The sequence below is a fragment of the Leifsonia sp. fls2-241-R2A-40a genome, assembly GCF_030209575.1.
Taxonomy (GTDB): Bacteria; Actinomycetota; Actinomycetes; order Actinomycetales; family Microbacteriaceae; genus Leifsonia.
The window spans coordinates 2226495-2248899 of sequence record NZ_JARVRS010000001.1 but is presented as its reverse complement, the minus strand read 5'-3'; the positions used below and the strand labels follow the sequence as shown (position 1 = coordinate 2248899).

Here is a 22405-nt window from a genome sequence, read left to right as displayed (position 1 = left end):
CTGGCTGCCGCTTAGATCTCGTCGATCGACGACGACTCGAAGCGCGAGGAGATGTTGATGCCGAGCTCTTCCGCAGCGCGGAAGGCCTCGTCGTCCGAGTCCCGCAGGCTGACGGTCTGACCGTCGGCCGAGAGGACCTCCACGTTCAGGCAGAGGGACTGCATCTCCTTGATGAGGACCTTGAAGGACTCCGGGATGCCCGGCTCCTGGATGTTCTCACCCTTGACGATGGCCTCGTAGACCTTGACGCGGCCGAGGATGTCATCCGACTTGATGGTCAGGAGCTCCTGCAGCGCGTACGCGGCACCGTAGGCCTCGAGGGCCCACACCTCCATCTCACCGAACCGCTGACCACCGAACTGCGCCTTACCACCCAGCGGCTGCTGGGTGATCATCGAGTACGGACCGGTCGAACGGGCGTGGATCTTGTCGTCGACCAGGTGGTGCAGCTTCAGGATGTACATGTAGCCGACCGAAACGGGGTCCGGGTACGGCTCGCCGGAGCGGCCGTCGAACAGCTGCGTCTTACCGGAGGAACCGATCAGGCGGTCGCCGTCGCGCGTCGGGAGGGTCGCGTCGAGCAGACCTGCGATCTCCTCCTCCTTCGCACCGTCGAACACCGGGGTCGCGACCTTCGTGTTCGGCGCGGCGCTGAACGCGGCCTCGGGGAGCTCTGCGGCCCACTTCGGCTTGCCCTTGATCTCCCAGCCGTTCTTGGCGATCCACCCGAGGTGGATCTCCAGGACCTGACCGAAGTTCATGCGACCAGGAACACCCAGCGGGTTCAGGATGACATCGACCGGCGTCCCGTCGGCGAGGAACGGCATGTCCTCGACCGGGAGGATCTTGGAGATGACGCCCTTGTTGCCGTGACGGCCGGCGAGCTTGTCGCCCGCGGTGATCTTGCGCTTCTGGGCGATGTACACCACCACGCGCTGGTTCACACCGGAACCGAGCTCGTCGTCGCCGTCCTGCGAGTCGAAGACCTTGACACCGATGACGGTGCCCTCCTCGCCGTGGGGCACCTTGAGGGAGGTGTCGCGCACCTCGCGGCTCTTCTCGTTGAAGATCGCGCGGAGCAGGCGCTCCTCGGCCGACAGCTCGGTCTCGCCCTTCGGCGTGACCTTGCCGACGAGGATGTCGCCGGGGCGCACCTCGGCGCCGATGCGGATGATGCCGCGCTCGTCGAGGTCGGCCAGGAGGTCCGGGCTGACGTTCGGGAGGTCGCGGGTGATCTCCTCCTTGCCGAGCTTGGTGTCGCGGGCGTCGACCTCGTACTCCTCGATGTGGATCGAGGAGAGGGTGTCGTCCTTCACCAGGTTCTGGCTGAGGATGATCGCATCCTCGAAGTTGTGACCCTCCCACGGCATGAACGCGACCAGCAGGTTCTTGCCGAGCGCGAGCTCGCCGTTCTCGGTCGCGGGACCGTCGGCGACGACCTCACCCTGCTCGATGCGGTCGCCCTCGTCCACGACAACACGGTGGTTGTAGGACGTGCCCTGGTTGGAGCGGTCGAACTTGCGCAGGTAGTAGGTGTTGATCGTGCCGTCGTCCGCCTGGACGGTGACAGCGTCGGCCGAGACCTCGGTGACCACACCGGCCTTGTCGGCGGTGACCACGTCACCGGCGTCGATAGCCGCGTAGCCCTCCATACCGGTTCCGACGACCGGGCTCTCCGAGCGGAGCAGCGGCACCGCCTGGCGCTGCATGTTCGCACCCATGAGGGCTCGGTTGGCGTCGTCGTGCTCGAGGAACGGGATCAGGGACGTACCGACCGACACCATCTGGCGCGGCGAGACATCCATGTAGCCGATCTCGTCGGCGGGGATCAGGTCGACCTCGCCGCCCTTCTGACGGGCGAGAACGCGCTCCTCGACGAAGTGGCCGTTCGGGTCGAGCGGGGCGTTGGCCTGCGCGACGACGAAGTCGTCCTCCTCGGAAGCGGTCAGGTAGTCGATCTGCTCGGTGACGCGACCCTCGACGACCTTGCGGTACGGGGTCTCGATGAAGCCGAACGAGTTGATCCGCGCGAACGATGCGAGCGATCCGATCAGGCCGATGTTCGGGCCTTCCGGGGTCTCGATCGGGCACATGCGGCCGTAGTGCGACGGGTGGACGTCGCGGACCTCGACACCGGCGCGCTCACGGCTCAGACCACCGGGGCCGAGCGCCGAGAGGCGACGCTTGTGCGTCAGACCGGCGAGCGGGTTGTTCTGGTCCATGAACTGCGACAGCTGCGACGTTCCGAAGAACTCCTTGATCGCGGCGACGACGGGTCGCACGTTGATCAGGGTCTGCGGGGTGATCGCCTCGATGTCCTGCGTGGTCATGCGCTCGCGGACGACGCGCTCCATGCGGGACAGACCGGTGCGGACCTGGTTCTGGATGAGCTCGCCGACGGCGCGGATACGACGGTTGCCGAAGTGGTCGATGTCGTCGACGTCGAGGCGGATGTCCGTCTCGACTCCGTTGCGGAGGCCCTTGAACGTGGTCTGGCCGTCGTGCAGGGCGACCAGGTACTTGATCGTCGCGATGATGTCCTGAACGGTCAGCACCGAGTCCGACAGCGGAGCCTCGAGGCCCAGCTTGCGGTTGATCTTGTAACGGCCGACCTTCGCGAGGTCGTAGCGCTTCGGGTTGAAGTAGAAGTTGTCGAGGAGCGCACGCGCCGCCTCGGCAGCGACCTGCTCGCCCGGACGCAGCTTGCGGTAGATGTCCTTGAGCGCCTCCTCCTTGGTGAGGATGGCGTCCTTCTCGAGGGTCAGCTCGATGGACTGGAAGCCGGCGAACTCGGAGAGGATCTCCTCGCTCGTGAGGCCCAGCGCCTTGAGGAACACGGTGACCGACTGCTTGCGCTTACGGTCGATGCGGACACCGACCTGGTCGCGCTTGTCGATCTCGAACTCGAGCCACGCACCGCGGCTCGGGATGACGCGTGCCGAATAGATGTCCTTGTCGGACGTCTTGTCGGCGGTCGCCTCGAAGTACACGCCCGGCGAACGGACGAGCTGAGAGACGACGACACGCTCGGTGCCGTTGATGATGAAGGTGCCTCGCTCGGTCATGAGCGGGAAGTCGCCCATGAAGACCGTCTGGGTCTTGATCTCACCGGTGAGGTGGTTCATGAACTCGGCCTCGACGTAGAGCGGGGCCGCGTAGGTCTTGCCCTTCTCCTTGCACTCGTCGATCGAGTACTTCTTCTCCTCGAGGAACGGGTTCGTGAACGAGAGCTGCATGGTCTCGCCGAGGTCCTCGATGGGAGAGATCTCCTCGAAGATCTCCTCGAGGCCCGTGTTGGCGGGAAGATCCTGACGGCCCTGGGCCTCGGCCTCGGCGACGCGTGCCTTCCACGCATCGTTTCCGACCAGCCAGTCGAAGCTCTCGGTCTGCAATGCCAGCAGATCGGGAACGGTCAGGGTGTCTGTGATCTTGGCGAAGGAGAGTCGGGATGCGGCTCGTCCGTTCTTGGGTGTCTTGTCGGTGTTGGTTGCGTTGCGCGCAGCAGCCAAGGAAATAACCTCCGGGGCCCCGTCGGGCCAGTTACTTACGGTCGTGGTGTCTGGACGAGAACTCCCAGTCGCATCGCGCCGCCGTATTTGATCCGAAAGAACGGACCCAGGCGCGCGCGGAGAAAGTCAGAGCCGACCGCAATATGAAGGCAGAAGTTTGACTGGGAGCGCAAAGAACAACTATATGTCAAACAGACGCGCCGTGTCCAGTCTTTTCTTGACCCGGGACGCGTCCTGATGTATAACGCGAGGTCACCGCCCCTATTCCCGGCCTTCCGGACCGCCTCACCGCCGCCGCGGATGGTAGGTCGGGAGCGTGTCGACGGTCGCGATGACGGCTTCCTCGCGGGGCCGCGGCGACCAGCCGAGCACCGCGATCGCCTTCTCCGACGTCGCACGACGGACGGTGCCGATGTCGGGGAGCGAGTCGCGCACACGTCGGCTGAACGGAGCGGCCGCCTTGAGCATCCACATCGGCATGAGCCTCGTGCTGACCCTGCGGCCTGCGGCCTCGCCCAGGTGGCCGCGGATGAGGAGGGCGACCTCCTGCGCGCTCATCACGTCTCCCGCGATAGCGAGGAAGCGCTGGCCGGCCGCCTCGGGGCGGGTCATGGCGAGAAGGTGCAGGGCGGCGACGTCGCGCGCATCCACGACGCCGAAGTGGACGTCAGGGAGGCGCGGGAGGCGTCCCTCCTTCACCAGCCGCACGAGCTCGACCGAACTGGAGAAGTCTGGGCCCAGCACTGGGCCCAGGATGCCCACCGGGTTGACCGTCGCGAGCTCGAGCGCTCCTCCTTCTTCCCGCACGAACCGCCAGGCCGCGCGCTCGGCGATCGTCTTCGACTGCACGTACGCGCTGACGGGGCGTCCGCTGTCGAGGTCGGTCCAGTCCTCCTCGGTGAACGGCCGGTCGGTCGGCGCGTGGCCGTAGCCGATTGCGGCGAACGACGAGGTCAGCACGACGCGCTCGACACCGGCATCACGGGCGGCGCGGAGCACGCGCAGCGCGCCGTCGCGGGCGGGCACGATGAGCTCGTCCGGGTCTTTGGGCTGCGTGGTGGGGAACGGCGAGGCGACGTGCAGCACGAAGCGGCAGCCGGCGGCCGCGTCGACCCAGCCGTCGTCGGAGGTGAGGTCGGCGATCGCGAACTCGAGGCGGTCCCCCGGGTCGTCGATTCCGCCGGCCGCGAGCTGCGCCCGCACGTCGGCGGCACGCGCCGGGGTGCGGATCGTGGTGCGGACGCGGTAGCCGGCCTGCAGCAGGGCGAGGACGCAGTGCGCGCCGAGGAAGCCGGAGCCGCCGGTGACGAGGACGAGGTCGGGGGACGGGGTGGCCGGGGGGTTCGGGTCGCTCACGGCCCCATCCTTCCCCGGCCCGGGCGATCAGGGAAGGCCGCGACTAGGCTGCCGGTTGTGTCGCCGAACCCGCCTTCGCCCCTCCCCGCCGTCGTCCTCTCGGAGAGCGGGTATCTGGCGACGGTGGAGCCCGACCGGTTCGTCCCGGGGGCGTACCAGCTCGTGGTGGACGGCACACCGCAGTCGCACGTGAACCTCGACGACCCGTCGCAGCTGTTCTTCGAGTACGTGCAGCGGATGGGCAACGTGATCGACCTGATCGGCGAGCCGGGCGAGCCGATCACCGCCGTGCACCTCGGCGCCGGAGCGCTCACACTCCCCCGCTATGTCGCGTATACCCGGCCGGGATCGCGCCAGCAGGTGGTCGAGCTGGAGAGCCGGCTGGTCGACCTGGTGCGGGAGCAGCTGCCGCTCCCGCGCTACGCGCAGATCCGCATCCGCCACGGCGACGCCCGGGAGGTCGTCGGCAAGCTGCCGGCCGGACTCCGTGGCGCGGTGGATCTGCTGGTGATCGACATCTTCAGTGGGTCGCGCACGCCGGCGCACGTCACCAGTGTCGAGTTCTACCGCTCCGCCGTCTCGCTGCTGAAACCGGACGGGATCGTGCTCGTCAACGTCGCCGACGGGCCACCGCTGACGTTCGCGCGCAGCCAGGTGTCGACGCTCGGCGCGGTCGTCGAGAACGTCGCGGCGCTGGCCGAGACGCAGGTGCTCAAGGGGCGCCGGTTCGGCAACGTCGTGCTGGTCGGCTCCAACTCGCCGCTCCCCCTGGAGTGGCTGCCGCGCCTGCTCGCCAGCGGTCCGCATCCCGCGAAGGCGGTCGCCGGGGAGGAGCTGCGCACGTTCGCGGCCTCGGCGCCGATCGTGACGGATGCGACCAGCGTTCCGTCGCCGCCGCCGGCGCGCAGCATCTTCCAGACCGGGAACCGCAGGGACTGACCCGGCGCTCTGCTCTCCTCGTCCGTCCTCAGGCGTGGCGGAAGGTGAGCGACTGGCCCGGTCGCAGCTGGGCGAAGGCGTCGAGCGAGGCGTCCGCGACGACAGCGATGACCGGGTAGCCGCCGGTGACGGGATGATCGGCCAGCAGCACGGTCGGGCGCCCGTCGGGCGAGACCTGCACGGCGCCCGCGACCATCGGCTCGCTGGGCAGTTCGCGTGCGACCGCCCGCTCGAGCAGCGGGACCGGGTGCCGCGCCGAACCGGCAGCGTGGGCGGGCACACGGACCGCGTCGAGGCGGACCCCGATGCGGTCGCTCTCCGCGGCGGCGCGCCACTCGACCGAGAAGAACGCGTCGAGCGCGGCCGGGGTGAACCAGTCCGCGCGCGGACCGCGGTGCGCGCGCACCTCCACGGCGGCGAGCGCGGGGTCCAGGACCGGGACGAAGTCGAGCAGCGGCAGGTCGGAGCCGGGATGGTCCCCCAGCTCGACGACGTCTCCCGCCTGCAGCGGCGCGGGCCCGAGGCCGGCGAGGGTGTCGCGCGAGCGGGAGCCGAGCACCGCAGGGACCGCCACCCCGCCGCGCACGGCCAGGTACCAGCGCGCACCGGAGGTCGCCGTGCCGATGCCGAGCACCTGGCCGGCGCGGGCGCGCACGGCCTGGTGCGCATCCACGTCGCGTCCGTCGAGGGTCAGGCCGCCCACGGCACCGGTCACGGCGAACCAGGCGTCGCCGTCGAACCGCGCCTCGAAGCCGCCCAGCAGCACTTCGATCCCGGCCTCGCCCTCGTCGTTGCCGACGAGCCGGTTGCCGAGACGCAGCGCCCCACGGTCGAGGGCGCCGGAGCGGCCGACGCCCATCGCAGCGAAGCCGGGCCGTCCGAGGTCCTGGACGAGTGAGAGAGGTCCCGGATTGAGGACATGGAGGGTCGTCACGGCACCTCCCGGAACCGCACGACGGTGCCCGGCTGCAGGAGCGCAGGAGGGTCGGCCGCCTCGTCCCAGAGCACGGCGTCCGTGCGCCCGATCAGCTGCCAGCCCCCGGGGCTGGAGCGCGGGTAGACGCCGCTGAACGTGCCCGCGAGTCCGACGGAGCCCGGAGGGACCGAGGTGCGGGGCGTCTCGCGGCGCGGGACGTCGAGGGACGCGCCCTCCCGCACCAGGTAGGCGAACCCGGGCGCGAAGCCGCCGAAGCCGACGCGCCAGGTCGAACCGGTGTGGAACTCCACGACATCCGACTCGGTCAGTCCGGTGAGGTGGGCGACATCGGCGAGGTCGTCGCCGTCGTACCGGACCTCCACCTCCACGAGGCGATCGTCGACGGCGCCAGGATCGAGAGGGTCTGTTCTCTCGATCCACGCGCGGGCAGCGCTGAGCGGCAGGATGCGCGGCTCGACCATGACCGCGATCGTGCGGGCGGCGGGCACCACGTCGGTCACACCCGCGGGGCGTGAGGACGTGAGTCCGCGGAAGAGGGCGAGCACCGCATCCAGGCCCTCCAGTTCCACGAGGAGGGCCCGGTCGCCGTACGGAAGGACGCGGCGGCTCACGCGAACGGCTCCACCTCGATGCCCGCTGCCGTCAAGCCGTCGCGGACGGCCCGCGCCATCGCCACGGCGCCGGGGGTGTCGCCGTGCACGCACAGCGAGTCGACCTCCACCCGGAGGTCCGTGCCGTCGGCGGCCGTGACCACGCCCTCGGTGACCATGCGAACGGCCCTCGCGGCGATCTCGTCGTCGCCGTCGAGCAGGGCGCCGGGTTCGGTGCGCGGCACCAGGGTGCCGTCGGTCCAGTAGCCGCGGTCGACGAAAGCCTCGCGCACGAAGCGGAGTCCGGCCTCCTCGGCGGCGCGCTCGACGGCGGAGCCGGCCAGCCCGAGCAGCGCGAGGCCGGGGTCGAAGGCGGCGACCGCATCCACCACCGCGCGCGCCTGCGTGGCGTCGGCGACGATGCGGTTGTACAGGGCGCCGTGGGGCTTGACGTATTTCACCGCTGTTCCGGCGACGCGGGCGAGGCCGGAGAGCGCGGCGAGCTGGTACAGCACCTCATCGCGCAGCTCGCCCGGCGGCACCTCCATCGCCCGGCGCCCGAAGCCGGCCAGGTCGCGGTACGAGACGTGGGCGCCCACGACGACCCCGTCGGCGGCAGCCTGCCGGCAGGTGGCCAGCATGGTGGAGGGGTCGCCGGCGTGGAAGCCGCAGGCGACGTTGGCACTCGAGACGAGGCGCAGCAGGGCGGCGTCGTCCCCCATCGACCAGGCGCCGAACGACTCGCCCAGGTCGCTGTTGAGGTCGACGGTGGTCATCTCGCTCCTTTCGTGACCTCGGTCGCAGGCTCCCTCGGCGCTGGGGTCGCGGCACCGCTCCGCGCTGCCCCCGAGCTCCACCGCGCGGTCGCAGGCTCCCTCGGCGCTGGGGTCGCGGCATCGCTCCGCGCGGCCACCAGCTCCACCGCGCGCACAGCGCGAGCCCGGTGCGCTCGGACCTTCGCCCGGTTGCCGCAGCGCTGCATCGAGCACCAGCGCCGGGTGCCGCTGCGCGAGGTGTCTAGGTAGACGAGGTCGCAGTCGTCCGCGGAGCACTCCCGGATGCGGCCGTCGACGTCCGGTCCGAACAACCGCACAGCGTCGCGCGCGATCGACCCGAGCGCCTGGTGCGGCCGCGCATTGGTGCGCCCGGCCTGCCGTCCCCCGCCGGCGAGGACCGGTGGGATGTCGGGCGTCGCGGCGAAGAGGTTCACGACATCCACGTCGTCCGGAGACAACGCCTCCCCCAGGCTGGCCTGCCGTGCCAGCCGCCCGATCGCCGTGCGCAGTGCGCGGGCATCCCGGAACTCGCGCTCCCCGGCCGTCGGCGCGACCTCGGGGAACCGCTCGGTGAGCCAGGCGTTCAGCGCAGCAGCGTCGCCCACGGAGTGGAGCGGCCCGGCGTCGGGCTGGTCGAGGCCGCCCGTGTAGGCGAAGTCGAGGGCGAGCGAGCCGGAGTCGAACCACCAGCGCTGGCCGTCGCCCGGCTCCATCCACTGTCCGGTGCCTCGGGTGAGTATCGCTTCGGTCGCCATGTAACCAACATAGTCGGTTAGCACACGTGGCTTCGGCGCCGCGCGTCGTCACGACTTTACCGGACCGCCGGAGCGGCTCCGCTGGCATACTGGGCGGATGATCGCGACCCGCCCGGACCCGCACGCACAGCTGGAAGGGGCGACGATCCGGCTGCGCGCCCTGACCCTCGACGACCTTCCCGACCTGTTCGACGCGATCGGGCATCCCGAGGTCTTCGCCGGCGGCTGGGGCGGCGGACCGGCTGCCTACCGCGACACCTACGAGGAGTGGCGGGAGTTCATCCTCGGCTACCTCGCGTGGGACACCGCCAATGTGACCGCCGTCGTGCTGCGCGACGGCGACCGCCTGGTCGGCACCACCACGCTCGGCGACTTCGACCTCAACAACGGCTCCGCCCACATCGGCTGGACGGCCTACGCGCCGGAGGCCTGGGGCGGCAGGGTCAATGCGGAGGCCAAGCGGCTGCTGCTCGGAACGGCGTTCGACCACGGGTTCGAGCGGATCAAGCTGCAGGCCGACGTGCTCAACGAGCGCTCCCGAGCGGCCATCACGCGCCTCGGCGCGCACTTCGAAGGCGTCCTGCGGCACACGCAGCTGCGCGCCGACGGCACCTGGCGGGACACGGCCGTGTACTCGATCCTGAGCGAGGAGTGGCCGACCGTCCGGGATGCGCTCGACGCCCGGCTCGGCGTCGCCCACGCCTGAGCGGCTACTCGGTCGCGGCCGCGGCGGCCACTCGCCGCTGGGACGACGACACCTCGCGGTGCTGCCAGGAGATGAGGTTCGCCGCGTCGAAACGGCGGCTGCACGCGCCGCAGGCGAGAGCACGGCCCGGCTTGCGGTAGCGGTAGTGGGTGTGGCCGTTCGGGCAGGTGCCGACCCACGGCGCGAGGTCGTCGGCGATCGCACCGCCGTGCAGCCGCTTGCCCTCGTAACCGAGGTCGAGGGCGATCGCACGCCAGCGCGGACCGTGACCGGCCCGGGACCCGGCGCGCGCATGCGCGACCTCGTGCAGCAGGATCTGGTGGATCTCGTCGTCCTCGTACCGGGCGGCGAGATAGCGCGACACCGTGATGCGCTTGGAGGTGTAGTTGCACAGGCCGGCGCGGGTCTTCGCATTGTCGAAACCGAAGCTCCACACGGCTGGATCGAGGTGGAGGACGATCAGCGCTTCCGCCCACCGGCGCACGCGGTCGAGCTCGGCCATCAGCGACGAGTCCCGCCCGGGCCGCTCCGATCCTCCATGCCGAGCATCCTACGCGTGATCGGTGTCGCCCTCACGCTGCGGGGCGGGAGCCGTGCCGCGCTGGGCGTCGAAGGCCGATTGCACCACGGCCACCGCGGTCAGCGCCGCCTGGATCTCTGCCGGCGACGCGCCCAGCTTCTCCCGCAGGAACACGGCAGCAGTCATGTCGGCCAGGGCGTTCTCGTAGTCGCCGGTGTCGAAGTAGACCTTGCCCCGGTTCTGCACGGCGAACGCTTCGAGCGCCGTCCACTCCCGACCGCGCGCCTCATCGGCGCACCCGGTGAGCTCGACGACGGCCTCGTCGGTCTTGCCCTGGTACTGCAGGACCTGGGCGCGACGGATGCGGGCGCCGAGCAGCTGCTCGCGGTCTCCGGTGAAGCGCGCCTGGCGGACCGCCTCGTTGCCCACCTCGATCGCCTCATCGAGTCGGCCGAGGAGGCGCAGCAGCACCGTCTTCTCATTGAGCGCGCTGAGACTGCGCAAGCTGCCGAGCTCATCCAGACGCTCGCCGGCAGCGCGCAGATCAACGCGTTCGCGCAAGGTGGTCGGATCGTATCCGAGGATGATGCTCAGGGTTCTGCTCCCGATCGGTGATTCCCCACCAGACTACCCGCAGCAGGACATCACCCCGGGCGCTTGACAGCCTGGGCCGGCGTCAATGCGGCCTCGATGAGCGTGTCGTCGCCGTCACGCGGCGATCCTCTGCCGTCGGTGTTGTTGGTCAGCAGCCAGATGCGGTCACCGACGGCCACCACATCCCGCAGCCGGCCGAACTGGCCGTCGAAGAAGGGCGCGACCGTGACGGGGGCTCCGCCGTCGGTGGGCCAGGCGGTCCACAACCGCTCCCCGCGCAGTGCGGCAAGGAAGATGGTGTCGCCCACGATGGCCAGACCGCTCGGGCTCGCTTCGTCGGTGGGCCACTGGTAGACGGGGTCGGTGTACTTCGGATCGCCGCCGACGCCCTCCACGACGGGCCAGCCGTAGTTCGAGCCCGGGCGGATGATGTTCAGCTCGTCCCAGGTGTTCTGACCGAACTCGCTCGCCCACATCGTTCCGCGCGAATCCCAGCCGATGCCCTGCGGGTTGCGATGACCGTACGACCAGACCGGCGAGCCGGGGAACGGGTTGTCGCCCGGGACCTGACCCTCGGGCGTGATGCGCAGGATCTTGCCGCCGAGCGACGCGACGTCCTGCGCGTTGCCCGGATCGGAGGCGTCCCCGGCGGTGATGTACAGCATGCCGTCGGGGCCGAACGCGATCCGTCCGCCGTCGTGGTTCGACGCCTTCGGGATGCCCGTGATGACCGGCTCGGGAGCGCCGAGGGCGTAGCTGCCCGGGACGCCGGTCAGCGCCATACGGACGACGCGGTTGTCGTCGGCGGTGGTCAGGTAGGCATAGAGAAAGGGAGGGGCGGACTGCTGCTGGACGGCGAGCCCGAGCAGTCCGCTCTCGCCCTGGTGCACGACACCGGGCACCGTCGTGACCTCGCGCAGACCGCCCGACGGCAACCGTTCGAGGATCGTGCCAGAGTCGCGCTCGCTGAGGAACGCCGACCCGCTCGGCAGCGGCACCACCGACCAGGGAGCCTCCAGACGGGTCTCGAGGACCGTCGTCCGGCCGCTCGGCTGCCAGGGGATCGCGGCGACCGCCGCCGATGTTCCGGTGGGCCGCGGGGTCGAGGTCGGCGTGCGCGTCGCGGTCGGCGTCGGGGTGGGAGCCGAACACCCCGCCAGAACGAGCGCGGCCGCCGCCAGAGCCGTGAGGCTCAGGCGGCGGCCGTTTCGCGCCATGGTGGCCTCCGGTCGTCAGTCGACGACCTGGACGTCCTTCCAGAAGGCGACGTAGTTGCTGTAGTCCTTGCCGACCCGGTCGAAGGAGCTCGGGTACGGGGTGGGGTAGCTCCACGCGCGGTCCTGCAGCAGGCCGTTGTCAGACTTCACGGAGAAGTACTGGCACTCGCCCTTCCACGGACAGGTGTAGGGCGTCGCACTCTCCTCGAGGTACTCGGACTTCACGCTCGCGGGCGGGAAGTACCAGTTGCCCTCGATGCGGATGAGGTCCTCCTGCGGGGCCTCGGCGATCACGGTGTCGTTCAGCACGGCTTTCATCGAATAAACCTCCTGTGCTGCGAAACGTACGCCGGCGGCCGATCATTCCGCGCCGGGCGCACCGTTCTGCCGGGGAGCTCGGAGCACCGTCACAGCGTCGGAGGTTCCGAGGCGACCGGAGGCGGCGATCTCGGCGGGGACGGCACCGGCTGCGATCCGCTCCTGACCCGAGACGGAGGCGGTCAGGAGGTGGGCCACGGCGCCGCGGAGACCGGTGAACGTCCCGCAGGCGGCGGCCGCCTCCGGTGACGCGTAGTCGATCCCGACCGCGGCGAGCGCATCCACGACGGCCCCGGCCGCAAGAAGGTCCTCGACGGCGAAGCGGGTGGAACCGCCCGGGGTGGTGGCGCCGGCGGCGACCAGCGCGATCATCGCGCGGCGGCCCAGCCGCACCTGCTCGTCCAGAATCCAGCGCGCCACGGCGGGGGCGTCCGTCAGACCGGCGGCGACGACCGCACCCTCCCCGGGAAGGTGCGGGACCTCTGCGGTGTCGGGGAGCGCATCCACCCACACCAGCACGTCGGCATCCCCGGCGATGGCGGCGAGTCCGTCTTCAGCCCAGTCGAAGCGCACCTGGTACTTCGCCTGTCGGTGCGCGGCGGGGACGATGTCGATCTCGGGAGCGGTCGGCTGGGTCACTGGGCCATCGTAATGCGGTCGTCACCGCGGGCCGGCCGTGTTTCGCCCGGTGACGGCCGCATCTGCCGGCGGATGAGCTCGAAGTCGTGACGAGACAGCTCGATGAGTCCCCGACGCAGCTGGTAGCCCCAGTCCGGACGGTCGCGGGTGAAGTCGAGCGCCCCCAGAAGCGGTCGGATGGGCGTCGCCACCGCGTCGTGATCCCACTCCACCCGGCGACGCCACGGAAGGAAGTCGCCCTGCGGACCCCGCATCGCCGGGCCCTGTGTCACTTGGAAGACGTCGTCGTCGGCCAGACGTCCCACGGCCGTGAACTGCTTCAGCGGCTCGCCGTCCGGGTAGGACGCACGCGGGGAGTAGAAGACGAAGCCGTCGGCAGAACCCATCCGCTCGAGCGGCGCGCGGGCGCCATGGTTGACCTGGGCGAAGCCGCCGGCGACCCCGCGCAGCACGTGGTCGAGCTGCACCACGCCCAGCCAATAACGGATCGCCATGCTCCCGTTGTAGCGCACACCGCCGACACGGTGTCGAAACCACGGCGTCCGGTTCGACGTATCCGTGACGGAAGACCCGTTCGAGGAGAGGATAGGACCATGCGTTTCGTGCTGATGGCGCTCGCGGACGACGGCGACCCGGCCGCGCTCGACGGCTACGAGCGGGAGCTCGTCCGCGCCGGTGTGCTGCTGGCGGCGGAGGCGCTGGAGCCCGCGGACGCCGGCGCCTGCCTCCGCTTCGAGGGCGAGGAGCGCATCCTGAGCCGCATCCCGAGCGGACACCAGCCGACAGCGGGCGATGTGACCGGGATCTGGATGCTGCAGACCGCGGGAGAGGACGAGGCACTGGAGTGGGCGCGCCGCCTGCCGCTGACCCGCGGGACGGTGGAGGTGCGGCGCGTGGCCGGTGACGCAGGCAGATGACGCAGGAGGAGCAGGCGGCGCGCATCCCGTCCGCCGAGGAGACCCGGCGGACCATCGACTCGGTGTGGCGCATCGAGTCCGGTCGGCTGATCGCGGGGCTGGCGCGGGTGGCCGGCGACGTCGGGCTGGCGGAGGAGCTGGCGCAGGATGCGCTGGTGGCCGCCCTGGAGCAGTGGCCCGAGACCGGAGTCCCCCGCAACCCCGGCGCGTGGCTGACGACGGTGGCCAAGCGCCGCGCGGTCGACGGCTGGCGGCGACGCGAACGCCTGGACGACCGGTACGCGGCGATCGCCCACGACCTCGAGCAGGAGATCGGCGCGGACGACCCGGCGCGCGTCGCGCAGGAGCCGATCGGCGACGACCTGCTGCGACTCGTCTTCGTCGCCTGCCATCCCGTGCTGCCGCAGGGGGCGCGCGTCGCCCTCACGCTCAAGCTGCTCGGCGGACTGTCCACCGACGAGATCGCGCGCGCGTTCCTCGTCCCGACCGCCACGATCGCGCAGCGGATCGTGCGGGCCAAGCGCACGCTGAGCGCGGCAGGCGTTCCCTTCGCGGTGCCGGAGCGGACCGAGTTCCCTGAGCGCCTGGCGTCGGTGCTGGAGGTCATCTACCTGATCTTCAACGAGGGGTACTCGGCGACGGCGGGCGACGACTGGATGCGTCCCGACCTGTGCCGGGAGGCGCTGCGTCTCGGCCGCGTGCTCGCCGAGCTCACTCCGCGCGAACCGGAGGTGCACGGCCTCGTCGCGCTGATGGAGTTCCAGGCGTCGCGGTTGGGCGCCCGTGCAGCGGCGGACGGGTCGCCCATCCTGCTGCAGGATCAGGACCGCGCCCGCTGGGATCAGCTGCTGATCGGGCGCGGCGTCGCCGCGCTGGAACGCTCGGACGCCCTCCGGCTCAGCAGGCGGCCACCAGTGAGCCGCGGCCCCTACGCACTGCAGGCGGCCATCGCGGCCCGGCACGCCACGGCAGCCACCCCCGAGGCGACCGACTGGGAGGAGATCGTCGCACTCTACGGAGCCCTCGGCGAGCTGCGGCCGTCGGCGGTCGTCGAGCTCAACCGTGCGGTCGCGCTGTCCATGGCCTACGGCCCGGAGGCGGGGCTGGAGGTCGTCGACCGGCTGGCGATCGACGGCGCGCTGGAGTCGTACCACCTGCTCCCGTCGGTGCGCGCCGACCTGCTGATGCGGCTGGGGCGCCGCGCCGAAGCCGGGCACGAGTTCCGCCGCGCTGCCGCGATGACGGGCAACCTCCGGGAGCGCGAGCTGCTGCTTGCGCGAGCCGAGGAATGCCTCTGAGTCGTGCATCCCCGGCTTCCCGGACGCGCGATCGGGGTGAGACTGGGGTCATGCGCGTGCTCCTCAAGCTGACGCTCGACTGCGACCCGGATGCGGCCTGGCGCGCCCTGCAGAGCCCCACCGCGTTCCGCGAGGTCGCGATGCCGTGGCTCGACTTCCGGTCCGACGAGCCCGCCGGGTTCCCGACGACCTGGGGCTCCGAGCACCGGGTCCGGGTGAAGGCGCTCGGCGCATTCACCGTCGGTACGCAGGCGATCAAGCTCGATACCCTGCGGTCGACCGATCCCCGCGAGCAGGCGACCCGCATCCTCCACGACACCGGCGGCGGGACGGGCGGCGTGCTCTCCGCGATCCCCCACCTCGACCACCGAATGGCGATCGCTCCCGACCCGGCAGGCCCGGACGAGAACGGACGGCTCCGGACGCTCTACCGGGACCAGCTGATCGTGCGCGCCGGCGCCCTGACGCCGTTCGCCTGGTACGCCTTCTGGGCGTTCTGGCAGTGGCGCGGCGTGCGCCTGCGGCGCCTGGCGCCCACCTGGGCCTACGATCCCGAAGTGCGGGAGGTCGGCGACGACGCTCCCGCGACCCAGCAGAGCAGCACCGTGGAGGAGACATGACGCACGCGGAGCCGGTCACGACCGGAGACACGCAGGACCGGCCGGCGCGCGCCGTCACGGCGGTGCAGACGGCGGACTGGCGGCGGCGCGTCTTCGCGCTGTACGCATCGGTGCGACGGCTCGCCGGTCACGACCCGGCGGAGGCGCACGCGCACTGGATCTCGTGTCGCAACGACCTGTTCTCGTCGCATCCCGCGTCGCCGCTGCTGCCGGAGGACCGCGACCGCTTCACCGGGCTGCCTGTGGTGCCGTACGACCCGGACTGGCGGTTCGAGCTGCCCATCCACCCTGCCGCCGAGGCCAGGCGGATGGACGTGGAGACCGGCACGGACGGCGTGGTGCCCTTCGAGCTGCTCGGCACGGTGCGCATCCCCCTCGCCGGGACGCTCGACGTGTGGCGGCTGTCGTCCTACGGCGGCGGGCTGTTCGTGCCGGTGAAGGATGCGCTGGCCGGGCGGCCCGGCGGGACCTACGGCGGAGGCCGCTACCTGATCGACACGATCAAGGGCGCCGACCTGGGGCTCGACACGGACGACGGCGAGGCGTCCCTCGTGCTCGACTTCAACTTCGCCTACAACCCGTCGTGCGCGTACGACCCGGCGTGGGCGTGCCCGCTCGCGCAGGCCGGCAACACGCTCGGGGTCGAGGTGCCCGTCGGGGAGCGCTACGCCGGGGAGTGACCTCGGCGAGGTGCTCGTCGTTGCGTTGCCGGGCGGCGTGTCAGGTGTATTTGCGAGCACCTCACGGGATGCGGCGGGAGCGGCGCGTCAGCGGGAGACGAGGGTGAGGCGCTGTGTGGGGCGGGTCATCGCGACGTAAAGGGATGCGGCCCCGCGCGGAGACTCGGAGGCCAGCGCGTCCGGGTCGGCCAGCACGACGGCATCGAACTCGAGGCCCTTCGCCTCGAAGCCCGTCAGGACCGCGATCGGCCGTCCGAGCCCGTTGGCGCCGCGACCGGCCGCATCCCCGAATCGCTGCAGCACAGCATCCGAGACGGCAGGGAGGTCGGCCTTCGTCGTGATGACGGCGAGCGTTCCGCCGTCATCGATCGCCCGGTCGCCCGCGACGGCCTCGGCGACGGCATCTCCCAGGGCGTCCGGCCCTGCGGTCGCCGCCTGCACCCGTCGGATCGGCCACTCCCCCTCGCGCACCGCACGAGTGGGCGTGATCGGCAGGCCCGCCTCGGAGGCGATGCGCTCGGCCTCGCGGGTGATCTGAGCGGGCGTGCGGTAGTTGACCGTCAGCTCCTCCAGGCGCCAGGCGTCCTTGAACACCGGGTCCAGCGCATCTTGCCAGCTCGTGGCGCCCGCGGCCGACGCGACCTGGGCGATGTCGCCCACGATCGTGAACGACTTCATCGGGCACCGGCGCACCAGCACCCGCCACTGCATCGGCGAGAGCTCCTGCGCCTCGTCGACGACGACATGGCCGTACGTCCAGCTGCGGTCGGCCGCTGCCCGCTCGGCGGTGGTCCCGCGGTCCGGCTGCTCGGCGAAACCGTCCGCGAGCTGCTCCGCGCTGACCAGGCCCTGGACGCCCATGTTCCGGATGGCCGCCTTGGCGTTCTCGAGGTCGCGCTTCCGCTGCCGGTCGCGCTCGCGATCCGCCGCATCCGCCCGGCCGGGGAAGTCTCCGAGCAGCTCGGCGGCCTCGTCGAGCAGCGGGACGTCCGAGACCGTGAACGGCTCGGTGCGGTCGCGGCGCAGCGCATCCCGCTGCTGCTGCGACCAGCGCGGCGCCAGTTCGGCGAGCCACGAGGGCCGTGCGTACAGGTCCTGCAGGAGCTTCTGCGGGGTCAGCGGAAGCCAGGCCGTGTTGAGCAGCACGCGGACGTCGTAGGAGGTGCGGAGGTCCTCCCGCAGCACCTTCATGTCCGCCTCATCGATCGTCGAACCGGATGCGCGCAGCTGCGCCGCGAGCTGATCCGTCAGCTCGGCGAGCGCGTGCTTCACGAACGTCACCCGGGCGACGTTGTGCGGCTTGCCGGTGCGCTGCGCCCGGGTGATCGCGCGGTGGACGAGTTCGGGCGACACGACGAGGCGTTCGTTGTCGACGACGATCGTCTGCTCCTGCTCCGGAGCCTTCTGCCGCGACTTCACCGCCCGTGAGAGCAGCCGCGCCATCTGCGCCGAGCCCTTCAGGACGGCGGCCTCCGGCGCATCCTCCGCCGTCGCCTCCACACCGGGGAACAGCTCGCCGAGCGTGGACATGACGACACCGGTCTCTCCGAGGGAGGGCAGCACGGCCTCGATGTACCGCAGGAAGGCCGTCGACGGCCCGACCACCAGGACACCGGATGCGCTCAGCCGCTGGCGGTTGGCGTAGAGCAGGTAGGCCGCGCGGTGGAGGGCGACCGCCGTCTTGCCGGTACCGGGACCGCCCTGCACGACCAGCGCGCCGCGGAGGTCGGAACGGATGATGCGGTCCTGCTCGGCCTGGATGGTCGCGACGATGTCGTGCATCCGGCCGGTGCGCTGCGCCGTCAGAGCAGCCAGCAGCGCTCCCTCGCCCTGAACCCGCTCCCCGCCGCGATCGCCCTCGAGCAGCGCCTCGTCGAACACCTCGTCGTCGATCCGGGTCACCTGGCGCCCCGACATGGTCAGGTGGCGCCGCGCCCGGACGCCCATCCGCTCGCTCGCCGTCGCCTGGTAGAAGGCACCCGCCTGCTGCGCGCGCCAGTCCACGAGCAGCGACCGCTGGTCCTCATCCCGCAGGCCCACGCGGCCGATGTAGCGGTGGTCGGAGCCGTCCACGGGCTCCTCCAGCAGCAACCGCCCGAACACGAGTCGCGCATCCACGTCGCGGAGCTGCGTCAGCTGATCTTCGTAGAGCCTCGCGAACGCATCCCGCTCGCTGCGCGCCTGGTGGTTGCTTCCGACGCTGTCGCGACGCACCCGCGCGAGCCGTTCCTCCGTCTCCGCACGCAGTTCGTCGAGCCGCTGATACAGCCCCGACACCACGGCGCGCTCGCGTTCGAGCTCCGACTCCAGCACGCCCATGGCCACCTCTCGATTCCGGGCCGACAGTCTACGACCTCCGGTTGTGAACGCGCTCACAGCACTCGCACGGCGGTATGCCCTAGGCTGGAGGCTGCGGGTCATGTTGCCCGCTGCGTCGTAGAACGCTTCGCGTCGCGCAGGGCTCTGTCGTTTCGACCCCCGCCCCGCACGCTTCTCTTCATACGGCGAACGATCGCGCCGCTCGGTGCGCTCGCCACCCAGCCCGGTCCGCCGTATGCCGACCGGGACGATGCCCGAAAGGCACCCCCCTTGACTCAGACTTTCGCCGAACTCGGCGTACCCACCCCTCTCGTCGCGGTCCTCGCGGCCGACGGCAAGACCACGGCGTTCCCCATCCAGGCCGACACGCTCCCCGACGCCCTCGCGGGCAAGGACGTGCTGGGCCGCGGCAAGACCGGCTCCGGCAAGACCATCGCCTTCGCCCTCCCCCTCGTCGCGCGCCTCGGCACCGTGCTCGCCGGTGGCCGTCGCCGCCCCGGACGCCCGCTGGCCCTGGTGCTCGCACCCACCCGCGAGCTCGCCACGCAGATCGCTGCGACCTTCCGCCCGCTGGCCGACGCGTACGGGATGCGCGTCTCGACCGTCTTCGGCGGCGTCTCGCAGAACAAGCAGGTCGCCGAGCTCAAGGCCGGCGTCGACGTGCTCGTCGCCTGCCCCGGCCGCCTCGAAGACCTGATGAAGCAGGGCTTCGTCTCCCTCGACGCGGTCGAGATCACCGTGCTCGATGAGGCCGACCACATGGCCGACCTCGGCTTCCTGCCGGTCGTCACCCGCATCATGTCCGCCACCCCGAAGGACGGCCAGCGACTGCTGTTCTCGGCCACCCTCGACAACGGCGTGGACAAGCTCGTCACCCGCTTCCTGCACTCCCCCGTTCTGCACTCCGTCGACGACGAGAACAGCCCGGTCGAGGCGATGACCCACCACGTGCTCCAGGTGGACAGCGCCGACGAGAAGAAGGCCCTGGTGGAGGCGCTCGCCTCGGGCACCAGCCGCCGCATCCTCTTCACGCGCACCAAGCACCAGGCGAAGAAGCTCGCCAAGCAGCTGACCGCGTCCGGCATCCCGGCCGTCGACCTGCACGGCAACCTTGCGCAGGGCGCCCGCGACCGCAACCTGGCCGCCTTCGGCGACGGAAGCGTGAAGGTGCTCGTCGCAACGGACGTCGCCGCCCGCGGAGTCCACGTCGACAACGTCGAACTGGTCGTCCACGTCGACCCGCCGGCGGAGCACAAGGCGTACCTGCACCGCTCGGGCCGCACGGCTCGCGCCGGCAGCGCCGGTGACGTGGTCACCGTCATGATGTCGTCGCAGGCCGACGACGTGAAGACCCTGCTGCGCAAGGCCGCGATCGCGGCCACGCCGCAGCGGGTCACCGCCTCCTCCGCCGCCGTCGTCACGCTCGTCGGCGATGTGGCACCGCGCGTCGCGCCGTCGCTGCAGGAGCAGCGTCCGGCCACCGGCGGCGGAACGTCGCAGGGCGCCAACGCGCAGCGCAAGCGCGCTCGGCGCGGGGGCGGCAACGGCGGCGGCAACGGCGGCGGCGCCGCTGTCGGCAACGGCGGCGGTTCGGGTCGGGGCGGCTCGGGTCGTGGCGACGGTGGTCGCGGCGACGGTGGTCGGGGCGGCCAGGGCGGCTCGGGCTACGGTTCGCGCGGAGGCGACTCGGCGACCGGTGCGACCGGCGGTTCGCGTCGCCGCGGGGGCCAGCGCCCCGCAGGCGCAGCGCAGGGCGCGGGTTCGCGCACCGGCGGCGGCCAGCGCAGCGCGCAGCCCGCGGGCCAACGCGACGGCGGCGCCCGCTCGGGCGGCGCTCCGCGCGCGACCGCAGCGCGCGGCGACGGCTCGGTGCGTCGCGGCAACGGTTCGCGTCGCGCCCAGGGCTGAGGCCCTACCCTTCCGGCGAGCGTCCGGCCCTTCGGGGCCGGGCGCTCGTTTGCGTTTCGGGGGCGGCGGGTGAATGGATGTGGGCGGTGCGGCGCGGCGCGATCGTCGGAGATCCGCCACACAACGTCGGACGGATGCGCGTCTCCGCCCCAAAACACCTGCCACACCGCGGTACGTCGGAGGATCGGCGGCCATGCTCCGACGCAACGCCCATCCCGAGCCACCGTCGGAGATCCGCGACCCAACGTCGGAGGGATGGGCTCGTTCGCCGCGAGACTCCTGCTGTGCCGCGGTGGGTCGGAGGGCGGCGGTCCTGCCGAACGTCCGCTGGTTACGCCGCCAGGCGCTCGACGCCGGCGATGATGCCCTCGATCAGGACGGCGTAGCTGCGGTCGAGGTCGTCCGGGAGGCCAAAGCCGCCGCCGAGTTCGAGGGTGACGAAACCGTGGACGGCGCTCCGCAGCATCCGGATCGCATCGACCAGCTCGTCTTCGGGGAGGCCGAACCCGCGCAGGACGCCGGACAGCACGGTGAGCGTTTCGGCCGCACGGGCGCGCAATTCGGCATCGGCGGGGTCGTCCGGGTCGGGCGCCACCTGTGTCGCCGCATAGCGGCCGGGATGCTGGTGGGCGAATGCACGCATGGCGTCCGCCGCCGCGCGCACCGCGTCCGGCCCGGCGCGGCCGATCGTCGCCGCGGCCAGGACCCGGGTCAGCTCCGTGATCGCCTCGGTCGACACTGCGCGACGCAGGTCCCCCAGCGACGCGACGTGCTTGTACAGGCTGGGGACGGCGACGCCCGCCCGCCCGGCGACCGCCGCGAGGGTGAGCCGGTCGAACCCGTCCGTGCCGCCCTCGTCGACCAGCTCGACGGCGACCGAGGCGACGGCCGCCCTCGTCAGTCCGGCCCTAGGCACGAGCCGCCCACGCCGAGCCGTCCGACGTGCGGCGCTTCGCGAGGTACGCGAGCGTGCCGGGAACGGTGACATCCGGGCGCTGCGTGTGCGGGTAGTGTGCGGCCTCGGCGACCGGGACGACCTCGACGCCGACGGACCGCATCCACTCGCGCTCGGCCGCGACGTCCCGGTAGTCCGGGTCGAGATCGCCCACGAAGGCGAGCATCGGGACCTTCACTTCGGCCAGCCGGGGCTCGACCACCGAGTGGGTGAGCTGGAGGGTCAGGTGCCGGAAGCTGCGCAGCCGGCCCGGTTCGGAGAGCGACGCACGGATGCTCGCGGTGTGCGCATCCAGCCACGGCGCCGTCCGCCCGCGGTTGAGCGTCTTGCGGTAGTAGCCGGCCCAGGCCCCGGCGCCCCAAGGCTTCGCGAACATGCCCCGGTAGAGGAGGTGCAGCCCGCCGGTCGCGGCGCGGCCCATCGCGGGGTCGCGCAGGAGCGGCCCGTAGAACACCAGCCCGGCGACCAGGTCCGGTCGCTCCGCCGCGGCCCAGGCAGCGGCAGCCGAACCCATGGAGTTACCGAGCACGACGGCGGGGCCGCCGAGTTCCTCGATCAGCGCGATCAGGTCGCGCGCCGTGGCGATGTCGCCGAACTCGCGGAAGGTGGTGTCCGACTGGCCATGCGCCCGGAGGTCGGTGACGGCCACGCGGTAACCCGCCTGGAGCAGCGGGGCGACGAGCTCGCGGAAGCTGGAGCGGAGGTCGCCCATGCCGGGAACGGCGACCACGAGAGGGCCTGTGCCCTCGACGGTGTAGCTCACGCGCCCTTCCGGGCGCTGCAGGAAGTGGACCTGCGACTCGACTGACGTGTTCATAGCCGTAAAGCTAATACCATTAGCCATAAAGCACA

22 protein-coding genes are annotated in these 22405 nt (G+C 71.4%); 7 read left to right on the top strand and 15 right to left on the bottom strand.

Going from position 1 to position 22405, the window contains the following annotated elements; translation table 11 throughout:
- Positions 1 to 11: 11 nt before the first annotated feature.
- Positions 12 to 3509, bottom strand: coding sequence for a DNA-directed RNA polymerase subunit beta (gene rpoB / locus QRN40_RS11170; protein WP_285115709.1), 3498 nt, complete (start codon positions 3507 to 3509; stop codon positions 12 to 14).
- A 285-nt stretch (positions 3510 to 3794) separates the two neighbouring features.
- The gene (locus QRN40_RS11165; RefSeq protein WP_285115708.1) at positions 3795 to 4865 is read right to left on the bottom strand and encodes an SDR family oxidoreductase; all 1071 of its coding nucleotides are present in this window, start codon (positions 4863 to 4865) and stop codon (positions 3795 to 3797) included.
- Positions 4866 to 4922: 57 nt separating this feature from the next.
- Between QRN40_RS11165 and QRN40_RS11160 the strand changes: the two genes are divergently transcribed.
- Positions 4923 to 5804 (top strand): spermidine synthase, encoded by an 882-nt coding sequence (locus QRN40_RS11160; RefSeq protein ID WP_285115707.1) that lies wholly within the window; start codon positions 4923 to 4925, stop codon positions 5802 to 5804.
- 28 nt (positions 5805 to 5832) lie between these two features.
- Here QRN40_RS11160 and QRN40_RS11155 read toward each other — a convergent pair whose 3' ends face one another.
- Genes QRN40_RS11155 through QRN40_RS11140 form a run of 4 tightly spaced genes read right to left on the bottom strand, consistent with a single transcriptional unit; the run spans position 5833 to position 8862 of the window.
- Complete coding sequence (locus QRN40_RS11155) at positions 5833 to 6738, bottom strand: 5-oxoprolinase subunit C family protein (RefSeq protein ID WP_285115706.1); 906 nt, start codon at positions 6736 to 6738, stop codon at positions 5833 to 5835.
- On the bottom strand, positions 6735 to 7352 hold the full coding sequence (locus tag QRN40_RS11150) for a 5-oxoprolinase subunit B family protein (RefSeq protein ID WP_285115705.1): 618 nt from the start codon (positions 7350 to 7352) through the stop codon (positions 6735 to 6737). The genes QRN40_RS11155 and QRN40_RS11150 overlap by 4 nt, the downstream gene beginning before the upstream one ends.
- Positions 7349 to 8107: a LamB/YcsF family protein gene (locus tag QRN40_RS11145; RefSeq protein WP_285115704.1), complete on the bottom strand. Its 759-nt coding sequence runs from the start codon at positions 8105 to 8107 to the stop codon at positions 7349 to 7351. Before QRN40_RS11145 ends, QRN40_RS11150 begins: the two co-directional genes overlap by 4 nt.
- Positions 8104 to 8862, bottom strand: coding sequence for a CGNR zinc finger domain-containing protein (locus tag QRN40_RS11140; RefSeq protein WP_285115703.1), 759 nt, complete (start codon positions 8860 to 8862; stop codon positions 8104 to 8106). The genes QRN40_RS11145 and QRN40_RS11140 overlap by 4 nt, the downstream gene beginning before the upstream one ends.
- A gap of 97 nt (positions 8863 to 8959) precedes the next feature.
- Here QRN40_RS11140 and QRN40_RS11135 point away from each other — a divergent pair, with 97 nt between their 5' ends.
- Complete coding sequence (locus QRN40_RS11135; protein WP_285115702.1) at positions 8960 to 9568, top strand: GNAT family N-acetyltransferase; 609 nt, start codon at positions 8960 to 8962, stop codon at positions 9566 to 9568.
- A gap of 4 nt (positions 9569 to 9572) precedes the next feature.
- Here the strand turns inward: QRN40_RS11135 and QRN40_RS11130 are convergent, their stop codons facing one another.
- The 6 genes from QRN40_RS11130 to QRN40_RS11105 all read right to left on the bottom strand — a co-directional run bounded on the left by QRN40_RS11130 (position 9573) and on the right by QRN40_RS11105 (position 13350).
- Complete coding sequence (locus QRN40_RS11130; protein WP_285115700.1) at positions 9573 to 10070, bottom strand: SprT-like domain-containing protein; 498 nt, start codon at positions 10068 to 10070, stop codon at positions 9573 to 9575.
- 48 nt (positions 10071 to 10118) lie between these two features.
- Positions 10119 to 10649: a hypothetical protein gene (locus QRN40_RS11125; RefSeq protein WP_285115699.1), complete on the bottom strand. Its 531-nt coding sequence runs from the start codon at positions 10647 to 10649 to the stop codon at positions 10119 to 10121.
- Positions 10650 to 10732: 83 nt separating this feature from the next.
- The gene (locus QRN40_RS11120) at positions 10733 to 11899 is read right to left on the bottom strand and encodes a PQQ-dependent sugar dehydrogenase (protein WP_285115698.1); all 1167 of its coding nucleotides are present in this window, start codon (positions 11897 to 11899) and stop codon (positions 10733 to 10735) included.
- 15 nt (positions 11900 to 11914) lie between these two features.
- Entirely contained in the window at positions 11915 to 12217 is a 303-nt protein-coding gene (locus QRN40_RS11115; protein WP_285115697.1) for a DUF427 domain-containing protein, read from the bottom strand.
- A gap of 42 nt (positions 12218 to 12259) precedes the next feature.
- Positions 12260 to 12856, bottom strand: a complete 597-nt coding sequence (locus tag QRN40_RS11110; RefSeq protein ID WP_285115696.1) for a 2-phosphosulfolactate phosphatase — start codon at positions 12854 to 12856, stop codon at positions 12260 to 12262.
- Positions 12853 to 13350 carry an EVE domain-containing protein gene (locus QRN40_RS11105; protein ID WP_285115695.1) on the bottom strand — a complete coding sequence of 166 codons (498 nt, stop codon included), beginning with the start codon at positions 13348 to 13350 and terminating at the stop codon, positions 12853 to 12855. The genes QRN40_RS11110 and QRN40_RS11105 overlap by 4 nt, the downstream gene beginning before the upstream one ends.
- A gap of 99 nt (positions 13351 to 13449) precedes the next feature.
- Between QRN40_RS11105 and QRN40_RS11100 the strand changes: the two genes are divergently transcribed.
- Genes QRN40_RS11100 through QRN40_RS11085 form a run of 4 tightly spaced genes read left to right on the top strand, consistent with a single transcriptional unit; the run spans position 13450 to position 16371 of the window.
- Positions 13450 to 13773 (top strand): YciI family protein, encoded by a 324-nt coding sequence (locus QRN40_RS11100; protein ID WP_285115694.1) that lies wholly within the window; start codon positions 13450 to 13452, stop codon positions 13771 to 13773.
- The gene (locus QRN40_RS11095) at positions 13770 to 15071 is read left to right on the top strand and encodes an RNA polymerase sigma factor (RefSeq protein WP_285115692.1); all 1302 of its coding nucleotides are present in this window, start codon (positions 13770 to 13772) and stop codon (positions 15069 to 15071) included. Before QRN40_RS11100 ends, QRN40_RS11095 begins: the two co-directional genes overlap by 4 nt.
- Before the next feature lie 50 nt (positions 15072 to 15121).
- Positions 15122 to 15691, top strand: a complete 570-nt coding sequence (locus QRN40_RS11090; RefSeq protein ID WP_285115691.1) for a hypothetical protein — start codon at positions 15122 to 15124, stop codon at positions 15689 to 15691.
- Positions 15688 to 16371, top strand: coding sequence for a DUF1684 domain-containing protein (locus tag QRN40_RS11085; RefSeq protein ID WP_285115690.1), 684 nt, complete (start codon positions 15688 to 15690; stop codon positions 16369 to 16371). The genes QRN40_RS11090 and QRN40_RS11085 overlap by 4 nt, the downstream gene beginning before the upstream one ends.
- Before the next feature lie 87 nt (positions 16372 to 16458).
- Here QRN40_RS11085 and QRN40_RS11080 read toward each other — a convergent pair whose 3' ends face one another.
- On the bottom strand, positions 16459 to 18690 hold the full coding sequence (locus QRN40_RS11080) for a HelD family protein (RefSeq protein WP_285115688.1): 2232 nt from the start codon (positions 18688 to 18690) through the stop codon (positions 16459 to 16461).
- A 270-nt stretch (positions 18691 to 18960) separates the two neighbouring features.
- Between QRN40_RS11080 and QRN40_RS11075 the strand changes: the two genes are divergently transcribed.
- Complete coding sequence (locus QRN40_RS11075; RefSeq protein ID WP_285115686.1) at positions 18961 to 20598, top strand: DEAD/DEAH box helicase; 1638 nt, start codon at positions 18961 to 18963, stop codon at positions 20596 to 20598.
- 331 nt (positions 20599 to 20929) lie between these two features.
- Here the strand turns inward: QRN40_RS11075 and QRN40_RS11070 are convergent, their stop codons facing one another.
- On the bottom strand, positions 20930 to 21514 hold the full coding sequence (locus QRN40_RS11070) for a TetR/AcrR family transcriptional regulator (protein ID WP_285115685.1): 585 nt from the start codon (positions 21512 to 21514) through the stop codon (positions 20930 to 20932).
- Positions 21507 to 22370 (bottom strand): alpha/beta fold hydrolase, encoded by an 864-nt coding sequence (locus QRN40_RS11065; RefSeq protein ID WP_285115684.1) that lies wholly within the window; start codon positions 22368 to 22370, stop codon positions 21507 to 21509. Before QRN40_RS11065 ends, QRN40_RS11070 begins: the two co-directional genes overlap by 8 nt.
- Positions 22371 to 22405 lie beyond the last annotated feature (35 nt).

Coding starts and splice junctions, on each gene's coding strand:
- QRN40_RS11065 (WP_285115684.1), bottom strand. CDS start 22,370: ATGAACACGTCAGTCGAGTCGCAGGTCCACTTCCTGCAGCGCCCGGAA.
- QRN40_RS11140 (WP_285115703.1), bottom strand. CDS start 8,862: ATGGCGACCGAAGCGATACTCACCCGAGGCACCGGACAGTGGATGGAG.
- QRN40_RS11085 (WP_285115690.1), top strand. CDS start 15,688: ATGACGCACGCGGAGCCGGTCACGACCGGAGACACGCAGGACCGGCCG.
- QRN40_RS11105 (WP_285115695.1), bottom strand. CDS start 13,350: ATGGCGATCCGTTATTGGCTGGGCGTGGTGCAGCTCGACCACGTGCTG.
- QRN40_RS11115 (WP_285115697.1), bottom strand. CDS start 12,217: ATGAAAGCCGTGCTGAACGACACCGTGATCGCCGAGGCCCCGCAGGAG.
- QRN40_RS11090 (WP_285115691.1), top strand. CDS start 15,122: ATGCGCGTGCTCCTCAAGCTGACGCTCGACTGCGACCCGGATGCGGCC.
- QRN40_RS11120 (WP_285115698.1), bottom strand. CDS start 11,899: ATGGCGCGAAACGGCCGCCGCCTGAGCCTCACGGCTCTGGCGGCGGCC.
- QRN40_RS11130 (WP_285115700.1), bottom strand. CDS start 10,070: ATGGCCGAGCTCGACCGCGTGCGCCGGTGGGCGGAAGCGCTGATCGTC.
- QRN40_RS11080 (WP_285115688.1), bottom strand. CDS start 18,690: ATGGGCGTGCTGGAGTCGGAGCTCGAACGCGAGCGCGCCGTGGTGTCG.
- QRN40_RS11135 (WP_285115702.1), top strand. CDS start 8,960: ATGATCGCGACCCGCCCGGACCCGCACGCACAGCTGGAAGGGGCGACG.
- QRN40_RS11095 (WP_285115692.1), top strand. CDS start 13,770: ATGACGCAGGAGGAGCAGGCGGCGCGCATCCCGTCCGCCGAGGAGACC.
- QRN40_RS11145 (WP_285115704.1), bottom strand. CDS start 8,107: ATGACCACCGTCGACCTCAACAGCGACCTGGGCGAGTCGTTCGGCGCC.
- QRN40_RS11100 (WP_285115694.1), top strand. CDS start 13,450: ATGCGTTTCGTGCTGATGGCGCTCGCGGACGACGGCGACCCGGCCGCG.